At 45.1% G+C, this 17945-nt stretch carries 13 protein-coding genes; 11 read left to right on the forward strand and 2 right to left on the reverse strand.

The features are described from left to right. Positions 1–27 precede the first annotated feature (27 nt). Complete coding sequence (locus OSC7112_RS32080; protein ID WP_015211795.1) at positions 28–1962, forward strand: efflux RND transporter periplasmic adaptor subunit; 1935 nt, start codon at positions 28–30, stop codon at positions 1960–1962. Positions 1963–2133: 171 nt separating this feature from the next. Continuing rightward, positions 2134–5259, forward strand: a complete 3126-nt coding sequence (locus OSC7112_RS32085; RefSeq protein ID WP_015211796.1) for an efflux RND transporter permease subunit — start codon at positions 2134–2136, stop codon at positions 5257–5259. Here OSC7112_RS32085 and OSC7112_RS32090 read toward each other — a convergent pair whose 3' ends face one another. Continuing rightward, positions 5260–5706, reverse strand: coding sequence for a heavy metal-responsive transcriptional regulator (locus OSC7112_RS32090; protein WP_015211797.1), 447 nt, complete (start codon positions 5704–5706; stop codon positions 5260–5262). 636 nt (positions 5707–6342) lie between these two features. Here OSC7112_RS32090 and OSC7112_RS32095 point away from each other — a divergent pair. Then, entirely contained in the window at positions 6343–7419 is a 1077-nt protein-coding gene (locus tag OSC7112_RS32095) for a cysteine synthase family protein (RefSeq protein WP_015211798.1), read from the forward strand. A gap of 3 nt (positions 7420–7422) precedes the next feature. Further along, the gene (locus OSC7112_RS32100) at positions 7423–8730 is read left to right on the forward strand and encodes a hypothetical protein (protein ID WP_015211799.1); all 1308 of its coding nucleotides are present in this window, start codon (positions 7423–7425) and stop codon (positions 8728–8730) included. 597 nt (positions 8731–9327) lie between these two features. Here the strand turns inward: OSC7112_RS32100 and OSC7112_RS32105 are convergent. Then, a complete protein-coding gene (locus tag OSC7112_RS32105; protein WP_015211800.1) occupies positions 9328–9474 on the reverse strand; it encodes a hypothetical protein in 147 nt (48 codons plus the stop codon). Between the two features lie 225 nt (positions 9475–9699). On the opposite strand from OSC7112_RS32105, the gene OSC7112_RS32110 reads away from it, so the two are divergent. The 7 genes from OSC7112_RS32110 to OSC7112_RS32145 all read left to right on the forward strand — a co-directional run bounded on the left by OSC7112_RS32110 (position 9700) and on the right by OSC7112_RS32145 (position 17636). After that, positions 9700–10203 carry a hypothetical protein gene (locus tag OSC7112_RS32110; RefSeq protein ID WP_015211801.1) on the forward strand — a complete coding sequence of 168 codons (504 nt, stop codon included), beginning with the start codon at positions 9700–9702 and terminating at the stop codon, positions 10201–10203. Between the two features lie 223 nt (positions 10204–10426). Beyond that, positions 10427–10894: a hypothetical protein gene (locus OSC7112_RS32115; protein WP_015211803.1), complete on the forward strand. Its 468-nt coding sequence runs from the start codon at positions 10427–10429 to the stop codon at positions 10892–10894. A 523-nt stretch (positions 10895–11417) separates the two neighbouring features. Continuing rightward, on the forward strand, positions 11418–12476 hold the full coding sequence (locus OSC7112_RS32125; RefSeq protein ID WP_015211805.1) for an acyltransferase: 1059 nt from the start codon (positions 11418–11420) through the stop codon (positions 12474–12476). A gap of 163 nt (positions 12477–12639) precedes the next feature. Next, complete coding sequence (locus tag OSC7112_RS32130) at positions 12640–12969, forward strand: four-helix bundle copper-binding protein (protein WP_041623863.1); 330 nt, start codon at positions 12640–12642, stop codon at positions 12967–12969. A 114-nt stretch (positions 12970–13083) separates the two neighbouring features. Then, positions 13084–13983, forward strand: coding sequence for a DUF8832 domain-containing protein (locus OSC7112_RS32135; RefSeq protein WP_015211807.1), 900 nt, complete (start codon positions 13084–13086; stop codon positions 13981–13983). Positions 13984–14047: 64 nt separating this feature from the next. Beyond that, entirely contained in the window at positions 14048–15082 is a 1035-nt protein-coding gene (locus OSC7112_RS32140) for a C39 family peptidase (protein ID WP_015211808.1), read from the forward strand. Positions 15083–15593: 511 nt separating this feature from the next. After that, positions 15594–17636 (forward strand): efflux RND transporter periplasmic adaptor subunit, encoded by a 2043-nt coding sequence (locus OSC7112_RS32145; RefSeq protein WP_015211810.1) that lies wholly within the window; start codon positions 15594–15596, stop codon positions 17634–17636. Positions 17637–17945: the final 309 nt, after the last annotated feature.

Here is a 17945-nt window from a genome sequence, read left to right on the forward strand (position 1 = left end):
TGAGTTCAGATTCTCCCCTACTCAATCATGCAATACTACCGCCGTGTCCGCTCCTCAGCACCGATAGTTCACTTTTCGGGAATACTCCTGACTCTTTTGTTATTCATCGAGTCCACCCCCGTTTTTGCCCACGCGGGACACGGAGATGAATTTAACCACAGTGGCGAAACAACTGAAACTCCTGCTGCTATTTCTGTCGATGCCGAAACAGCAAAACGATTAGGTATTAAAGTCTCCCCTGCCGCTCGCCAGCGACTAGATATCGGCATCAAAACCACTGGACAAATTGAAACTTTACCCAACGAAAAAGTAGAAGTGACGGCTCCTGTTGCTGGGAAAGTAGTAGAGTTGCTGGTTAAGCCTGGGGACAAAGTATCAAAAGGTCAACCGGTTGCGGTTTTATCGAGTTCAGAATTAGGACAGTTGCGGGTTGAATCTCTCTCGAAACGTGCCGAAGCTGAGGCAGATTTGCAGCAAGCAGAAGGAGATCTAAAACTAGCACGAGAAAATTACGATCGCCAACTTCAAATATCCGCAGCAGAAATCGCCCAAGCCAAAACCCAATTGACGGCGGTAACTAAGCAGTACCAGCAAGAACAAGAATTAGTAAACAAGCGTTCAGTTGTGCAAGCCGCTAAAGAAAACTATCAGCGCCAAGTTGAAATAGCGCAAGCCGAAATAGCGCGGGCAGAAACTGAATTAACTGTGGCAAAAGAACAGTTCGAGCGCGACAAAGAATTAGTGGCATCAGGAGCGATCGCGCGGCGCACAATGCTGGAGTCGCAAGCCCACTTCGCCGAAGCACAAGCCGCGGTTGCTAAGGCAAAAAGCCGTCCTGAAGTTATCCAAGCTCAAACCGAAATTAAACAAGCCGAAGTAGACCTCCCAATGCGGGAATTGCGGGAATCTCAAGGCATGGTTGCAGAAGCAAAAGCTCAACTTACCAGAGCTCAGAGCCGCCGGGAAGTCCTAGAAGCCGAGAACCAACTCAAACGCGGCAAAACTGCCGTCCAAGTTGCTAAGTCGCGCATTCGTTTGGCTGACGCACCCTATCAAGCGCGGCTCCAACAATTAGGAACTGCTGCCAACGATCGAGGACTCGTTACCGTAGTTGCTCCGATTTCCGGGACTGTAGCCGATCGCGAAATCACTCTAGGAGAGTCAGTAAACGCTGAAAAACCGTTGATGAGTCTGTTAAATGACAGCCGCGTTTTTGCCACAGCCAATATTTACGAAAAAGACCTGAATAAAGTAAAACAGGGTCAGGTAGTCAGGGTAAAAGTCGCTAATTTACCCGATCGCATTTTCAATGGAAAAATCGCCTTCATTGGGTCATCCGTCGAAGGAGAAACGCGGGTTGTGCCGGTGAAAGCAGAAATAGATAATATTAACGGCGAATTAAAGCCCGGACTGTTTGCTGAGTTGGAGATTTTAACCGACAAAACTGCCACAAATATTTTAGCAATTCCGAGTGCGGCGGTAGTGGATGTTAGCGGTAAAAAAACCGTTTACGTCCAAAATGGCAATGCTTATCAAGCTGTTGAAATTGAACTCGGTCAAAGTGCTGGAGATTTAGTTGAAGTTAAGAGTGGTTTATTTGAGGGAGATTTGATAGTAACGCAGCGAGCACCTCAACTTTACGCACAATCTTTGCGGGGCGGCAGCAAGCCCTCAAAAGACGAGGAAAAAAAAGAGGCAATTCCAAAGGTAGCAGAGGTTAATTTTAATAATTTACCCGTGTCTTTCTGGTGGACGGGAATAGGGGGAGCAGTTGCGATCGCATCCCTAACTTTCACAGCAGGCGTGTTGTTGGGAAATCGGCGCAAATTGCCAGCATTAGCAGCGGATTCTGGAAACAATAGTTTTTCCGACTCTGCATCGCCGTTGCACAATGAACTGCTGTTACACAATAACAACCATCACGCTAAAGCTCAAGAGACAGAAGTCAAGAGTTTGAAGTAAACAATTGCGTGAATATAGCAATTTAGTTTGCAGAAGTATCTATCTATAGCCTTTCTCAGTAACATGAGGTGCTCATAGGGCATAGGGCATAGGGCATAGGGCATAGGCATAGGACTCGCCCCCATACCTCACCACGCTTGAGAACCGCTATATTAACTCCAAAATAATAAAATGTTCAGCACTATTCTCAGATGGGTAATTAACCGCCGCTGGCTAGTTGTTATCGCTACCATTATTGTTAGTCTTTGGACATTGTATATCATCCCCCAAATGTCCCTTGATGTCTTCCCGCCTTTTGCACCCCCGCAAGTCGAAATTCAGACGGAAGCACCGGGGCTGGCGCCGGAAGAAATCGAGTCTTTAGTAACACTGCCGATCGAAAGTGCGATTAACGGAACTCCTGGGGTGACAGCAGTGCGATCGTCTTCCGCTGTAGGGCTTTCTGCCGTTAAGGTAATCTTTGATTGGGGAACTGAAATTTACCAAGCCCGCCAGTTGATAACAGAAAGGTTGCAGCAAGCTCAAAGCAAGCTTCCCGCAGGAGTAGAAGCACCACAAATTTCTCCGACAACTTCACCGGTAGGCCTTGTTATTACCTATGCTTTTACCTCGGAAACTACTCCTTTGATGGAAGTGCGCCGTCTGGTTGATTGGCAAGTCACAAATCGCCTTCTAGCTGTGACTGGCGTTGCTCAAGTGGTGGCTTACGGCGGCGATCAGAGGCAGTATCAAGTATTAGTAGAACCTGCAAAGTTGAAAGCTTTTAATGTGTCGTTGCAGGAAGTTGCCGAAGCGACAGCGGCTGCGAATGTTAACGCGCCGGGGGGGTATTTAATTACGCCGGATCGAGAAACTTTAATCCGGGGGGTGGGGCGGATTGCGTCTGTGGAAGATTTGCAGCAATCTGCGATCGCCTCTCGCCAGGGAACACCCGTCAGAATTGCTGATGTAGCTGATGTCAAGATTGGTGCTGCAATCAAGCGGGGAGATGGCAGTTTTAACGGCAAAAAAGCTGTGATTGTGATGGTAAACAGACAGCCCGTTGCTGATACTCCCACGGTAACTAAAGCGGTTGAGGCAGCAATGGCTGAGGTGCAGCAAGCTCTGCCCAAAGATATTAAAGTTACTGTTACTTTTCGACAGGAAGAATATATTAATTCCTCGGTGGAGAATGTGCGATCGGCTTTAGTTGAAGGCAGCATCATTGTTACCATCATCCTGATCCCGTTTTTGATGAATTGGCGCACTCTGGCGGTTGTTTTGCTGGATTTCTTTCTGACTTGGCTGTTGGCGCTGCTGGCGATGTATTGGCTGGGGCTGGGATTAAATACGATGACTTTGGGGGGTTTGTCGGTGGCGATCGGCACTGCGATCGACGATGCGATCGTCTATGCCGAAAATACCTACCGCAACTTGAGAGAAAATAGGTCTTCTCTTAATCCGCGTCCGGTAATGGATGTGATTTTTGATGGCAGTCAAGAGGTGCGCGATTCTTTAATTGGAGCGACTGTTATTGGCATTGTGGTGTTTTCTCCTATTTTTACTTTGCCCGGTGTAGAAGGTCGAATTTTTACGCCGATGGGGATTACTTATCTGGTAGTTGTGGTGATTTCTAGTCTAGAATCGCTGTTAATATCTCCGGCCCTTTGTGCTATTTTGTTGCCTACCAAACGCATGAGTTCCGAGGAACCTTGGTTGCCGAGATTTTGCAAGCGCTTATATCATTTTTTTATAGAATTGTCAATGCGCTATTCGACGATAATTTTAGCTTTTGCTGCTGCTAGCATGGTGGCTGCATTAATTATTTTGCCATCTTTTGGACGGGTGTTTTTACCGGAGTTTCAGGAGCAAACTTTGGTGAATACTATTCTCCTTTATCCGGGGGTGTCTTTGGAAACAACAGATAGCGCGGCTTTTGCGATCGAAGATGCACTTAAGGATGATAGCAGGTTTGAATACGTGCAAGTGCGATCGGGCAGGGCTCCGGGAGATGCTGATGCTGCGGGAGTCAATTTAGCTCACATTGATATCGGTTTGAGCGAGGAGGGCATGGAACACAGGCCGAAAACTTTGGAGGCGCTGCGGCAGGAATTTGCTAAATTGCCGGGAGTTGCACCAAATATCGGCGGTTTTATTTCTCACCGGATGGATGAGGTTTTATCTGGTGTCAGAAGTCAGATTGCTGTCAAAATCTTTGGCCCGGATTTGGATCAGCTTCGCATCCTCGGTGCCAAAGTTGAAGAGCAAATGAAAACTGTTGAAGGAATTGTAGACTTGCAACTCGAACCGCAGGTGCCAGTGCAACAAATTCAAATTAATTTTAACCGTCAAGCTGCGGGTAGATACGGTTTGAAAATCGGAGAGCTTTCTGAAATAATTGAGACAGCCTTGAACGGCAAAGTTGTTTCTCAAGTTTTGGAAGTGCAGCAAACTTTTGACTTAGTTGTTTGGTTGCAGCCTGAAGCCCGAAATAACTTAGAAACTATTCAGAATTTGTTGGTTGATACTCCAAGCGGTAATAAAATTCCTCTCGCCCAAGTTGCTACTGTCAAATACGGTACTGGCCCCAATACGATTAACCGCGAGAATGTTTCTCGCTTGATTGTGGCGGCGGCTAATGCTAAAGGTAGGGATTTGCGATCGGTTGTGAATGAAATTCAAGCTAAAGTCAAACAAGAGGTGGAGTTGCCTTTTGGCTATTTTATCCAGTACGGCGGTCAATTTGAAGCAGAACAAAGAGCTTCAGAAAATATTATGATATTTAGTGGGATCGCTTTTTTGGTAATTACAGTATTGATGTACTTGTCAGTCAAGTCAATTCCTTCAACTGCTATGATTATGATTAATTTGCCGATCGGATTAGTAGGAGGAGTAATTGCGGTAGCTTTGACGGGCGGCATCATCTCTGTAGCTTCCCTGGTTGGCTTTGTCACTTTATTTGGCGTTGCTACCCGTAACGGTTTGCTTTTAGTAGACAACTACAACACTAAATTTGCCGAGGGAATGCCTTTTAAGGAAGCAATTATTAAAGGCTCGATGGAACGACTCAATGCTATTTTGATGACAGCTTCAACTTCAGCTTTAGGTTTAGCACCTTTAGTAGTAGAGGGCGGACCCGGAAAGGAAATCCTGCAACCTTTGTCAGTAGTAGTTTTAGGCGGATTGTTTACTTCTACAGCCTTAACTCTGTTAGTTTTGCCCGCTTTGTATGCTCAATTCGGGCATTCTTTACGACCTCAACAACCTCAGCCAGTTATTGAAGACGGCAAGGTAGCTAAAGCTGAAATAGCTAGCTGATTAAGCCTCCTTCACTCCCTCAATCAAAGTGCAAAGTTCCTCGCTATCGGGATTGTCTGAAGTTCGATTTGTCCAAAGTTTTTTATAAGCTTCCAACTCAGCTTTGAACGCACTCATGCGCTGAATTTCCTGCTCAAAGAAATTTATTTTGCGACTTAATAAGTCTTGCACTAGCGGACAAGCTGTTATTCCTTGACGGCGAGAGGTCAAAATTTGCTGAATTTCTTGAAGAGAAAAGTTGAGTCTTTGGGCTTTCTTAATAAATTGCACTTGTCTGGCAGCATCGGCTGTGTAGTAACGATAACCGCTACTGTTGCGTAAGGCAGGTTCCAGTAACCCTAGGCTTTCATAGTATCGCAGGGTGCCTACAGTAACACCAGTTTGCTTGGCTAGTTTTCCTATTTTTAGTAGCTGCTGTTCTAGGGATTCTGTTTCAAATGTTGTCATAGCAGTTCTAGGTAAATTGGAACCCTATCATTATAGCGATAGCCAGTTTTACTTTTTTGTGCTGTTTATACTTACCCAATTTTTGCTGATAAAATATTTTATTTTGTCAATAATTTTAGTGACTCAAAAAGCAGCAGTAACTCTGTTTTGAGTTACTGCTGCTGTCGGATATTCTCTTGCTTATCCCTGAAATATAAAAACCACTTATACCTGCGCTCTTTCCTATAATTTTTTAAATCAATGAACCTGACTTATTTCACCCCAATTTCATTCTGGCGTTGCAAGCTTGTAATTAGGCAAAGATGCCCTCTGGCTAATTGATGAGCATAATCTCGCGCTCAAATGCTGAAATTTATCGCAGGCAAGGAAGATAGATGACCATGACTAACTACCGTGTATTTTGAAGGATCTAATTTTCCACCTATAGCGCTTTTGTCTCTACTCAGAAGCTATATATGGGAATTTAGAAATTAGATGCGTTTACCCTGATTATGGCGTTGCAAGCTTGTAATTAGGCAAAGAGGGCTTCTGGCTAATTGATAAGCATGATCTCGCGCTCAGATACTAACGTTTTCCGCAGGCAAGCAAGAGAGATAACCAGGACTAACTACCGTGTATTTTGAAGGATCTAAATCAATGATTCAACTCTTACAAACACCGCTGAAATCCTCCCTAGCTGGCGATATCACCCAGGCAATAGGACAGGTTCCCATTGTTCGTCTCAATCGCTTGAGCGAACTCTGTCAGCATCACGAATTTTATCTCAAATTAGAATCCTGTAATCCCGGTGGCAGCATTAAAGAGAAAAATGCTGTATGTCTGGTTCAACACGCAGAACGTACCAGGTTACTCGCCCCCGGCGGCACAATTGTTGAATCTAGTTCTGGTAATTTCGGCATTGGTTTAGCAATGATTGGTGCAGCGCGAGGCTATCGCGTGATGATTGTCATCGATGCTAAAACACCGCCCCCGATTCGGCGAATGCTGGCTGCCTATGGAGCAGAATTGGTAGATGTCCCCCTGAGTGCGGCCGATGCCAATGGATCGATGCAAGTTGCGAGGATGAAAAAAGCCAAAGAACTCGCCGAAACCATTCCTGGTGCCTGGTATCCTTGCCAGCACCGCAATCCTGAAAACCCAACTGCCCACGAGCAATTTACTGCTCGCGAAATCGAACAGGCTTTTCCCGTAGCACCAGATGTTATCGTTATTGGCATTAGTACGGCGGGACAATTGGCGGGAATTAGCCGATATTTTAAACAGCGTCATCCCCAAACTCGAATTGTCGGCGTAGATGTGGCAGGTTCGGCTATTTTTGGCACGCCGTCTCACCCCTATAAAATGACAGGATTGGGGTTATCTTTTGTACCGCCCAATTTTGATCCAATGGTTCTGGATGCAGCATATTCTGTGAACGATCGCATTGCCTTTTCTGTTTGTCATGCCCTGGCACGTCGAGAAGGCTTGTTGTTAGGAGCATCCACAGGCGCTATCGTTGCCGCTGCCCTGGCTTACAGCCAGCAGCATCCCCATTCTCAACGCATGGTACTGTTGAACCCGGATCGAGGCGATCGCTATCTCGAAACAGTCTACAATCCAGAATGGCTGTCCGAGCAAGGGATTGAAATCTTGGAACAAAAAGCCCTCACCGCTACAATTAACGCCCTTCAAAGCGTCCCTCTTACCCTCGTGCGACAGCAACAACCTGTATAAACAATGACCTTAAAGGCTTCTCAAAGTCCGTCTAAAATCGGTCTGCTAGATTTATGGCGGCAATTTATTCCCCTCTCCCTCAGCGATGTGGCAATGGCTTTTGGCGATCCGATGATGACGGCTGCCCTAGCTCATTTACCCGATGCACGGGTGAATTTGGCAGCCGTGGGCATTGCCAAAGCCCTCGCGGTCTTTTTTGAAAGTCCGATTATTATGCTTCTGCACGCCTCGAATGCGCTGGCACCGAATGGGCGATCGCGTCGCGCCTTGTGGCGATTTACGCTTTTAGCAGGGGGCGGACTGAGTGCGTTACTGTTGCTGCTGACGCTGCCGTTTATTTTCGCCACGCTGGGAGGGACGCTGTTGGGAATTCCACCCCAATTGCGGCAGACGGTGCAGAGTGTGTTGACGTTAATGTTTCTCTGGCCTTTGGCGATCGCGTGGCGGCGTTATTTTCAAGGATTGCTCATCCACACAGGTCATTCTCAGGCGGTTGCCAAAGCTAGCATGGTTCGTTTGTTAATTGTAGCCCTAACGTTATGGGGCGGATTTGTGTTGAAAATGTCAGGCGCAGTGCTGGCGGGGACTGCTTTGATCGCGGGGGTTCTCTCAGAGGCGCTGGTTGTAACCATTGCGGCGCACCGGCTAGGAGCCACTCGTTCGCCTGGAACAATTGATTCTGAGTTAAAGCTACCCACCAATCTCAAAAGTGTGTGGAATTTCTACTGGCCATTAGGCTCTTCAATGCTGGTAGTCTGGGGCGGACGTGCTGTCCTGGTGGGAATTATTGCCCGCGCCCAAGACGCTAATATTGCATTGGCGGCTTGGCCTGCGGCTTGGGGATTGGTTTTGGTGATTGCCAATGCGACTCGCATGGTGCAGCAGGTGATTATCAAAAATCGAGATCAAGTGAGCGATCGCCAATTAATTGCATTTGCCCTCAGTGTGGGTGGATTTTGTTCGCTACTGTTGTTTTTAGGTAGTACAACGCCATTTGGGTTGCAGGTTGTGCAAAGTTTTATCGGCAACGATGAAGCCCTGGTTGAGAGTATCCGTCCCGTATTGCTGTTGTGCGCGTTTGTACCCCTTCTGGTGGCGGTACAAAATGCTACTCAAGGTTTTTTGGTCGGGGCAGGTCAAACCAAAGGTCTGAATTATGCAACTTGGATTGGCACGACTATATTGCTTTTAGTTGCGTTCGGTGCAGTTCAGCTTGGGGCATCGGGTGCAATTGCGGCTGCGAGCGCGATGATTATTTCTTTAACAATAGAAGTATCATGTCTCGCGTTCAATTTACGCAAACAATTATAGCAACCGCCAAGGCGGCGCCGGACGCAAGGCGTAAGACATCCTCGATCGCATGGAGTAAACCATCAAAATTTTGAGAGATCGCTAATCAGTATTTACTTCTTGGCATCATCATTAGTTTCCCCATCGCCATCGCTTTAATTGTCGATTACAGTTGGCGGGGTTGTCACCCCGCCAGGGTGTTATACTATCTCAGGACTTACTTGTGTGCACACTATATAGTCTGCACACAAGCAAGATCGCACTATTCGAGAAGCAGGGTAAAAGAGCAATTAGAAAACTAGCTACCAGATTTGATGTGAGTAAGTATAATTGTTGAACGACTTTTTAGTAGCTGCTGTTCTAAGGATTCTGTTCCAATTTTTTTCATAGCAGTTTTAGGCAAGTTTGAACCCAATCATTATAGTGATAGCCACTTTCAGTTTTGTGTAGTGGTTATAGTCATCCAATTTTTCGATAAAATACTCTATATTGTCAAGAATAATATTGGAGAAAAAAGCAGCAGTCACTCAAAATTGAGATCGTGCTGCTGTCGGATATTTTCTTGCTTATCCGGCGAAAAATTGGCGATGGAATCTACACGCAGTGGAAAAATAAGGATTATTTATCGCAATTAGCTTGAGGGCAGTCAGGAGTAGGAGTAGTACAGGGGCCGGCGGCAAAGACAACCGCGGCTGTACCGGCTGTCAGGAGAACTGCCGTCAAAGCTGCAAGAGTGAAGCGTTTAGTCTGAGTTGCTTTAATCATGAATTTTTACCTGGGAATCTAGAATCGAAAAGTTTCTTTGGAAAACTATATATAGCATAAACCCTCAAGTCGGCTATAGAGTCAAGGGGGGGAAAGATTAAAAATGATAAAAATATTGAATTTCCGAGGTCACGATCCGAATACCTGTATGAAAGTCTGAAGATTTCATCCAGATTTCATTTTTGGGTGTCATATTCTAATTATTGTACCCAAAAAATAAATCGAATGAAAGCGCTCAAGTCAAGCTTAGTTATTCTAGGCAGTGTCGGATTGCTGTTTTTGGGAGCTTGCAGCAAAAGCGACCAAGGAACCGGCCCAAACAGCAGCCCAACATCCGCTCCTGTTGCCTCTCAACCTAATACTTCCAGTCCGGCCGCTTCTCCTGCAGCATCTGCTAAAACAGAATCTCCCAAACCATCTAAAGGAGGTCAAGTTGTCGAGTCTGGACCTTACCACCTAGAACTTTTAACTCTGAAAGAGGATACCGGAACTCACTTAGATCTTTATTTGCAAAAAGGTGATACCCACGAACCGATTCCTAATGCAAAAGTGACGGCACAAGTGCAGTCTCCGAATGGAGAGCAGCAAACGCTGGACTTCAAATACGATGCTGATGGCAAACATTACGCCGTTGTATTTCCAGGCAAAGATGCAGGAAATTATCCAGTGAAGGTGACTGCGGATATTAACGGAGAAAAAGTTGACGGTCGTTTTACCTTCAGTCAATAGAATGCAAGTTTTATTACAATTGATCGGAAATCCCCTAAAATGATTTAAACAGAGGAGAAGCACCATAGCTTTCTCGCAAAATGAATAGTCTAAATTACCAAGATTATCCGGTTGAGCGACGAATAGAAGGAATAATCATTTGGTTGGATGTCCTAGCATTAATGAAAGTCAATGCTCGGAAATTTATAAGAGTACAAAATCCCTAATCTAAGGAAGAAAGACCATGAAAACAGTAAAGTCAGGTTTAATTGTTCTGGGTACTGTGGGGCTAATATTTTTGGGAGTTGGAAGTAACAACAGCCAAGCTGCTACTTCAGCCAACAGTTCTGCCGTCTCGTCTTCAAAACCCATTGCAAGAACAGAGATAGCCGCCGCTCAAAACAAAGGCGGTCAAGTCGTTGAATCAGGGCCCTATCATCTAGAGTTAGTTGTCGGGAAAGAAGCCACTCAAACTCACCTGGATTTCTATTTGCAAAAAGGCGACAACCACCAGGCAATACCTAATGCGAAGATAACCGGTCAAATTCAGATGCCCGATCGCACTCAAAAGACTGTTACCTTCACTTATGACCAGAAAGAGCAGCACTATACAGCTTTGCTGCCTGGAAAAGTGGCTGGTCAGTATCAGATGAAGATTACTGCTGATATTAACGGTCAAAAGGTAGACGGTCGATTCACCTTCACTCGGTAGACTTTGTAGGAGGTTGAAGCTGCTGTTGACTGGTTGACTGGTTGCTGGCGGGCTGTTTGTTGTCGTGACCAACTAATGCCCGCCAACTTCCGTTTAGAAAGAAGAAAGCAGCCATAGGCACAAGGCAACACGCCAGCATTGCTATCCCCATACCCATCCATTGGAGAATTGGGTTTTTAAATTTTGGCTCGCTCATTTTTATAAGTTTCATTCGGTCATTTTTACAGTAGGGTAATTCTGCCACTTTATTGTATTATACCGAATTTCTGTCAGAGAATGAGCTATTTAGCCGGACTATAAATTCGCATCAATATTAAAATTTTCATCCTGATTTCATTTATGAATGTAAACCTTAAGTTGAGCGCGGTTAAACGCTGTCTAATCAGACTGTAACGTTTCTGGTGTTGCACCCACCATGCAGTAGGGATACATCACTGCCCGCAGGTGTCAACTTAAGACTGAAACCCTTGATAAATATCGTTTCCAGCCGAGTGCGGCTACCATCACTACCCCTGTTTTTACAATGCAAAAAGCATCTACTAGGTTTGCTGAATTCGATTTAATCAGAGCTTTGGCGATCGTCAGTGTTGTGATTATTCATGCAGGTTTCTTTGCATTTGGTCAAGATCGCAGAATTCTATTGATCTCGATCGATACACTCCAGCTTTTCTGCGTACCTGCATTTTTACTGCTCAGCGGGTTTTTTCTTGCCAACAAGCTTGACAATCAGAATAATCCGACGCTGATATTAAAGAAAAGGCTGTCGAGAATTATACCGCCCTATCTTTTTTGGTCAGTAGTTTTCTACATCTTAAATAATTTGAGCAACCTCAAACAATTCGATCTACTTGGATTAGTCAGAGATGTGCTGACAGGCTCTGTGATGCCCCCCTATTACTTTATAGTTGCGATCGTGCAATGCTATTTGTGGTGGTGGCTTCTAGTTAAATTAAGATTCTTAGAACCCCGAAAAATTTTGGCTTTGGGTTTCACAATTCAAATAGCTTTTACCATAGTCTTTTACTTAGCTGCTCTCAAATACTTACCTTCAATACCTATACCGCTGATGGAGCGCTGGATTTTTAGTTGGATTTTGCCGTTTTCAACTGGTTTAGTTCTTGGCAGTTATTATGACAACATTCAAAAATACCTTCAGCGCCACAAAATGCCTGTTTTAGCAGCAACTATCTTGTTCTATCTAGCTAGTATTTGGGAATATTACCTACTTAGTGAAGTAAATTCTGATGCCTGGTTTGCCAGATCGTTTTTTAAACTATCTACTCAAGGATACGCAATTTTGTTCGTACTGTCGATCTTGGCATTTTCTCAAAGCATCAGACTTCCCAGTAAAGTATCTGGATTAATCAAAATATTGGCTGCTTACTCATTCCCCATCTACCTGCTGGATTTGATGGTAGTAAGGTCTGTTTTTTCAGTGTCTTATACAATTGTGTCTCCTGCTGAGCCGCTGCTCAAGCTCGTATTTTTAGTAACGGTGGATTTGCTAGTTTGTTTTGGGATTATTTACCTGTTGCAAAAAGTTTTACCCAAGAATTACAGCCAATACATTCTGGGAATTTAATCGGGATTTCCGCAACATACCCGGGTTTGGTGGCGATCGAAAATGCCAAAAATGCGTTTAACAATTTCATCCTGATTTCATTTATAGATGTCAATCTGAAGTTAAGGACAGTTAAATGCTGCCCAATCGTTTAAAACATCAAATTTTTCAGGGTTCTTTATCTATGAACGAACACCAACACAACGGTAAATCCTGTTGCGATACAGTGGTTCAGTGCGCTACTGAATGCGAAAAATGCGCTGACTCCTGCATCGGAGAAATGCCAGAATGTGCGCGTCTGTGCCGCGATTGTGCAAGCATCTGCTGGACTTGCGCTAGTTTTATGAGTCGCGGTTCGCGCTTTGCAGAGGCAATCTGTAAAGTCTGTGCGGATATCTGCGAAGCTTGCGCTAGCGAGTGCGAGAAACATCAAAACGAACACTGTCAAAAATGCGCTGAAGTTTGTCGGCGCTGTGCTGCGGAATGCCGCCAGATGGCAACTGCTGCTGCTTAATTAATCGCGCTTCGGCAAGGTGGGATTTGTAATACTCACCTTGTCTGCAAACAGTAAGGAAGAGGCAGGCTAGAGCCAATTCAACTGAAGGTTTTGAATCAATGAGGTAACAGTATGGATAAAAAATTAATGATTTACAGTTTTGCTGGTTTAGTTGCTGCTGGGGCGATCGCAGCCAGTGGGCTAACCAATAGCAAAGTCCCAAATCAAAGCTCTCAAATGCCACCCATGCAACAGGGCGATGCCTCAATGGCTGGAATGCAACATGGGGAAAAATCCAATAACCCCGATCGAGGACATTCAACAGCGACTCAGACGACAGCGACTCAGGCAAAACTCACTGCTTCAAGAGACATCGCCCCCAAAACGCCAGTTAAGTTATCGATCGAGGTTCGAGATTCAGCCGGGAAAGCGATCGCTAATTTTGACACTTTTCAACAAAAGCTGATGCACCTAATTGTTGTCAGCAACAATCTGCAATTTTTCAGCCACCTTCATCCCACCTACAAAGGAAACGGTAGCTTTGAAGTCGAGGCTAATTTTCCGCGATCGGGCAGTTACACGCTGTTTGGTGACTACAAACCATCAGGCGAAAAAGAACAAGTTTCTGTGATGAAACAACAAGTTGCCGGCGACAATCTGCCAGCCGCAGCAATTGATTTTAATTCGACCAAAACGTTTGGAGATACCAAAGCTAATCTCACCTTTTCTCAACCAAAGGTCAAAGCAGGTGAAGAAGTCACCTTAATGTTTAACTTGCAACAGAAGTCCAACAATCAACCCGTTACAGATTTGCAGCCTTATTTGGGAGAACGGGGGCATTTAGTCATCCTCAAACAGTCATCTCCACTGACAAAAGCAGATTACATTCATGCCCATGCTATGAAAGATTCTCCCGATGGTATAGTACAGTTTATGACCAGTTTTCCTCAGCCCGGAAAATACAAGCTGTGGGGCCAGTTCAACCGCAATGGCAAAATTGTCATTGCTGATTTTTGGGTGAATGTTCTTTAGTAGCAAGCATTCATCATTCGTAGATTCGTAGATTCGCCGAGTTCAAAAGTTTAAAAAATCAATTATGAAACTGCAAGACATTCTGGGAAAAGATAAAAGATATGACGTGAAGGCGATCGCTGCCGATCGAGAGCTAACTCGCCAAATTCAAATTCGCCTCATCGACTTAGGTTTGCTAGACCCTCCAGCCGACGGCATCTTTGGCCCAGTCTCTACTGCGGCTCTGAATCGATTTCACAAGCTGATCCAGTGTACTGACGAACCAGGATTTATCGGAGCAAAAACAGCCGGGAAACTTATTGAAGCCAAGCGATCTGATCTCAAATTTCCACCTCCTGTCCTCAAGATAGTTAAGGACACATTTCTCCTGGCTAGACCTATCGATGTGTTTGATTTATCTGATGCAGAGAAACAAAAAGTAGAAGCGGGGAAAGTATTTGAGCTTGTCTCTTATGAAGTAGTTCGCGATCGCATCCGAGTAGCTTTCCGAAAAGATTCCTTTAAAAATTCTAAAATCTGGTATGTCTATAGGCCCCACGTCCAAATTTTAGAAGAAGGAAAGGTAATTTATCCAAAACTTAAGCCTAAGAGCTTTCAACTGGCTAATTTTCCTTACAAACCCCAACTCGATAATTACTATAACCCGACTGGTGCTTGCAATGTCACATCAATGGCAATGTGCTTGCAATTCCTCGGCAAACCTCGCCGAAACAATATCGGTCAATTTGAGGACGAACTTTATGAATACGCTCTCAACAAAGGTTACAATCGGTGGAACCCCTACGACTTGGTAAAAATTGTCATAGATTACGGTGCTAAAGACACCTTTAAAGAGAATGCGACATTTGAGGAAGTTAAAGATTGGTTAGTAGATGGAAACCCAACTGTTATACATGGATATTTTACATCTTTCGGTCATATTATGCCCGTAGTTGGATATGACGAAACTGGCTTTTTTGTTCACGATCCTTATGGAGAATGGTTTACTAACGGATATAACAACAACGCCAATGGAGCTTATCTTCATTATTCCTACGACTTAATTCGCCGCGTCTGTATGGCAGATGGGAATTTCTGGGTACATTTCATCTCTAAATAAGAGAGGACTGTTCAACCGTACATATCACACATTTGTCAAATAGTTGTACCAAATTTTTCAAAAAAAATCCGACAGGTACAGTCAAAGGACGGAATGGGCGTCAGCCAAAATTTCATCTTGATTTCACCATGAGCTGAAATTACAATAAAAAAGAAATTATTGTAATAAGCTTGAAACAAATCATGTCCAAATCCTCCCGAGTTACTTCACTGGAGGTTCTAACTATCCTGAGTCTTGTCTTAACAGTTGCCCAGAGTGCCATTGCAGGTGAAGTCCCAGCTCCTGTGCCAGATGCAGATGAATTACAGCACTTTTCATATAAGTGAGGTACACCAATTAGGCTGGTAGGGACTTAGGCTAAGCCGTGTCCGGGCGGGGATTGTTCGGCAAGCGGGTGTACTTCATAAACCTGCAATCTGCTGTAGGTTTTTGTCTAGATAGGTTAAGGCTTCCAGAATCTTTTTAGGAGATCTCTAATTTCTAAAAAATTTCACTCGTATTTCATCTGGGTATGAAATACTATGTAATTAGTAATCCTCAAGCGCTCTCTCTCACGGCGACTTGGCTCTTCAGTAATTCCAAGGTACTCTTTGCGATGGGAATATCTAACCGTTCTTTTGTGCTACTGCGTTGTGCATCTTTAGCTATTGTGAGCCTGCTGCTAACAACCCCCACAGTCGTGTTAGCGGGTGCTGGACACGATCATGGCGGCGGCAGTGAATTCCAAGGCGGAAGCCAACCAACAGGTTCGATCGAAGTTGATGCAGAAACAGCCAAACAGCTAGAAATTAAAGTCGAACCCGCCGCCCGTCAGCGGCTAGATATTGGTATCAAAACCACAGGTCAGATCGAAACCCTGCCCAATCAAAGAGTGGAAGTGACAGCACCGCTAACAGCAAAAGTGATGGAGTTATTGGTACAACCGGGAGCCAAAGTCACAGCAGGTCAACCCCTGGCGGTTTTATCCAGTCCGGAACTAGTGGAACTGCGGGTTAACTCCCAGGAAAAACAAGCCGATGCTCGAGCTGCTTTGCAAAAAGCGCAAGTAGACCTAAAGCTAGCCAAAGAAAACCTGGAACGACGGCAAACAATATCGAATGCTGAGATAGCACAAGCACAAACCCAATTAGCAGCGGCTCAAGCACAGTATAACCGCGATCGAGCTGTAGTTTCCCAACGCTCGGTTTTAAAAGTTGCCCAAGAAAACTATCGGCGTCAGTTGCAGATTTCAACTGCCCAAATTGCACAAGCCACCACCGAACTGGCAGTCGCCCAAGAACAATATGACAAAGATAAGCTATTGGTGGAACAGGGGGCGCTGCCGCGACGGCAGATGCTAGACTCGCAAGCCAAATTAGAAAGAGCCAAAGCCGAACTTGCCAGAGGCAAAGGCAGCTCGGAAGTTGTCCAAGCTGAATCCGAAGTTAAACGCGCTGAGGTAGACTTGCCCTTCCGGGAATTGCGAGATTCCCAGGCTCGCGTGGCAGAAGTCCAAGCCCAACTTAGCAGAGTCGAAACCCGCCGGGAAGTTTTGGAAGCAGAAGCGCAGCTTAAACGCGCCCAGTCAGACTTACAGGTGGCTCAAGCTCGTCTTAAATTAAGCGATGCTACTTATCAAACTCGGTTGCAACAACTGGGAACGACAGCAAATGCCAAAGGATTGATAACGGTAACGGCTCCCATTTCTGGCACAGTTGCAGAGCGCACAGTTAGCATCGGTCAATCGCTGCAAGATGCGGGTGGCAAGCTGATGACGATCGTTAATGACACTCAGGTTTTTGCCACGGCGAATATTTATGAAAAAGATTTAAACAAGCTAAAGATAGGTCAAAGGGTGCGGATAAATGTTGCCAGCTTACCCAACCGTATCTTTGAGGGACAGATTACACGCATTGGCTCGCTAGTAGAAGGGCAAACGCGGGTAGTACCAGTCCAAGCGGAACTTAACAACGCGGGTGGGGAACTCAAGCCGGGAATGTTCGCAGAATTAGAGGTACTAACAGACCTAACAGCTACAGCTATTTTGGCAATTCCCAATTCGGCTATCGTGGATGTAAATGGCAAGAAACTGGTTTACGTAAAAAATGGCAATGCTTTCCAGTCTGTGGAAGTAACATTAGGGCAAAAGTCTGGGGATTTAGTAGAAGTCAAGAGCGGTTTATTTGAGAAAGATTTAATCGTTACCCAACGCGCGCCGCAACTTTACGCCCAGTCGTTGCGGGGCGGTAGTAAACCCAAGGAAGGTGGGGAGACGGACGGACACTCCGAAGAAAAGAAAGGGAATTCAGAGGTAAAAGACGCGAAAGCTAACAGCTTGCCACCTTTAGGGTTAATTGGTGTAGTGGGAGGCGGGGTGTTTGGTACTGCGGCTTTTATAGCTGGTGCTTTTTGGAATCGGCGTCGGACTCGTTCTCGCCTAGTAGGAGAAGAGAATGTTAGTACGGATGCCCAACCTTTGACCTATGAAACCGAAGTTTATCTCAACAAAGATCTAACTTTTTCGCCTGCCGCCGTGTTCGTTGAAGACGAGGAACCTGTGGGCGATCGCCACTAAAAAATTCAACTTTTGATTGGGTAGTAGCTAATGAAAAAAGGCTCTCTCGTACTTAGGATGATAAATTTATCCCATAGTTGTAGGTTGGGTTGGGTTGAGTGAAGCAAACCCTCCGTTTCACCCCGCCCAACTCTATGGGTTGTTCTAAGTAAGTAGGCGCTAATAAAACAAAGTATGTTAAGTAATTTTACAATTACGCTCGATTCGTTCGTAGTGAGGGCCCCGGCCCTCTTTTACAGGAATGGAGCCCTTACTACAAACCTTGAATTATTCACGCCGACTTACTTAAATTGGGTTTCGTATCTCAAC

This window comes from Oscillatoria nigro-viridis PCC 7112 (genome assembly GCF_000317475.1).
GTDB lineage: Bacteria > Cyanobacteriota > Cyanobacteriia > Cyanobacteriales > Microcoleaceae > Microcoleus > Microcoleus nigroviridis.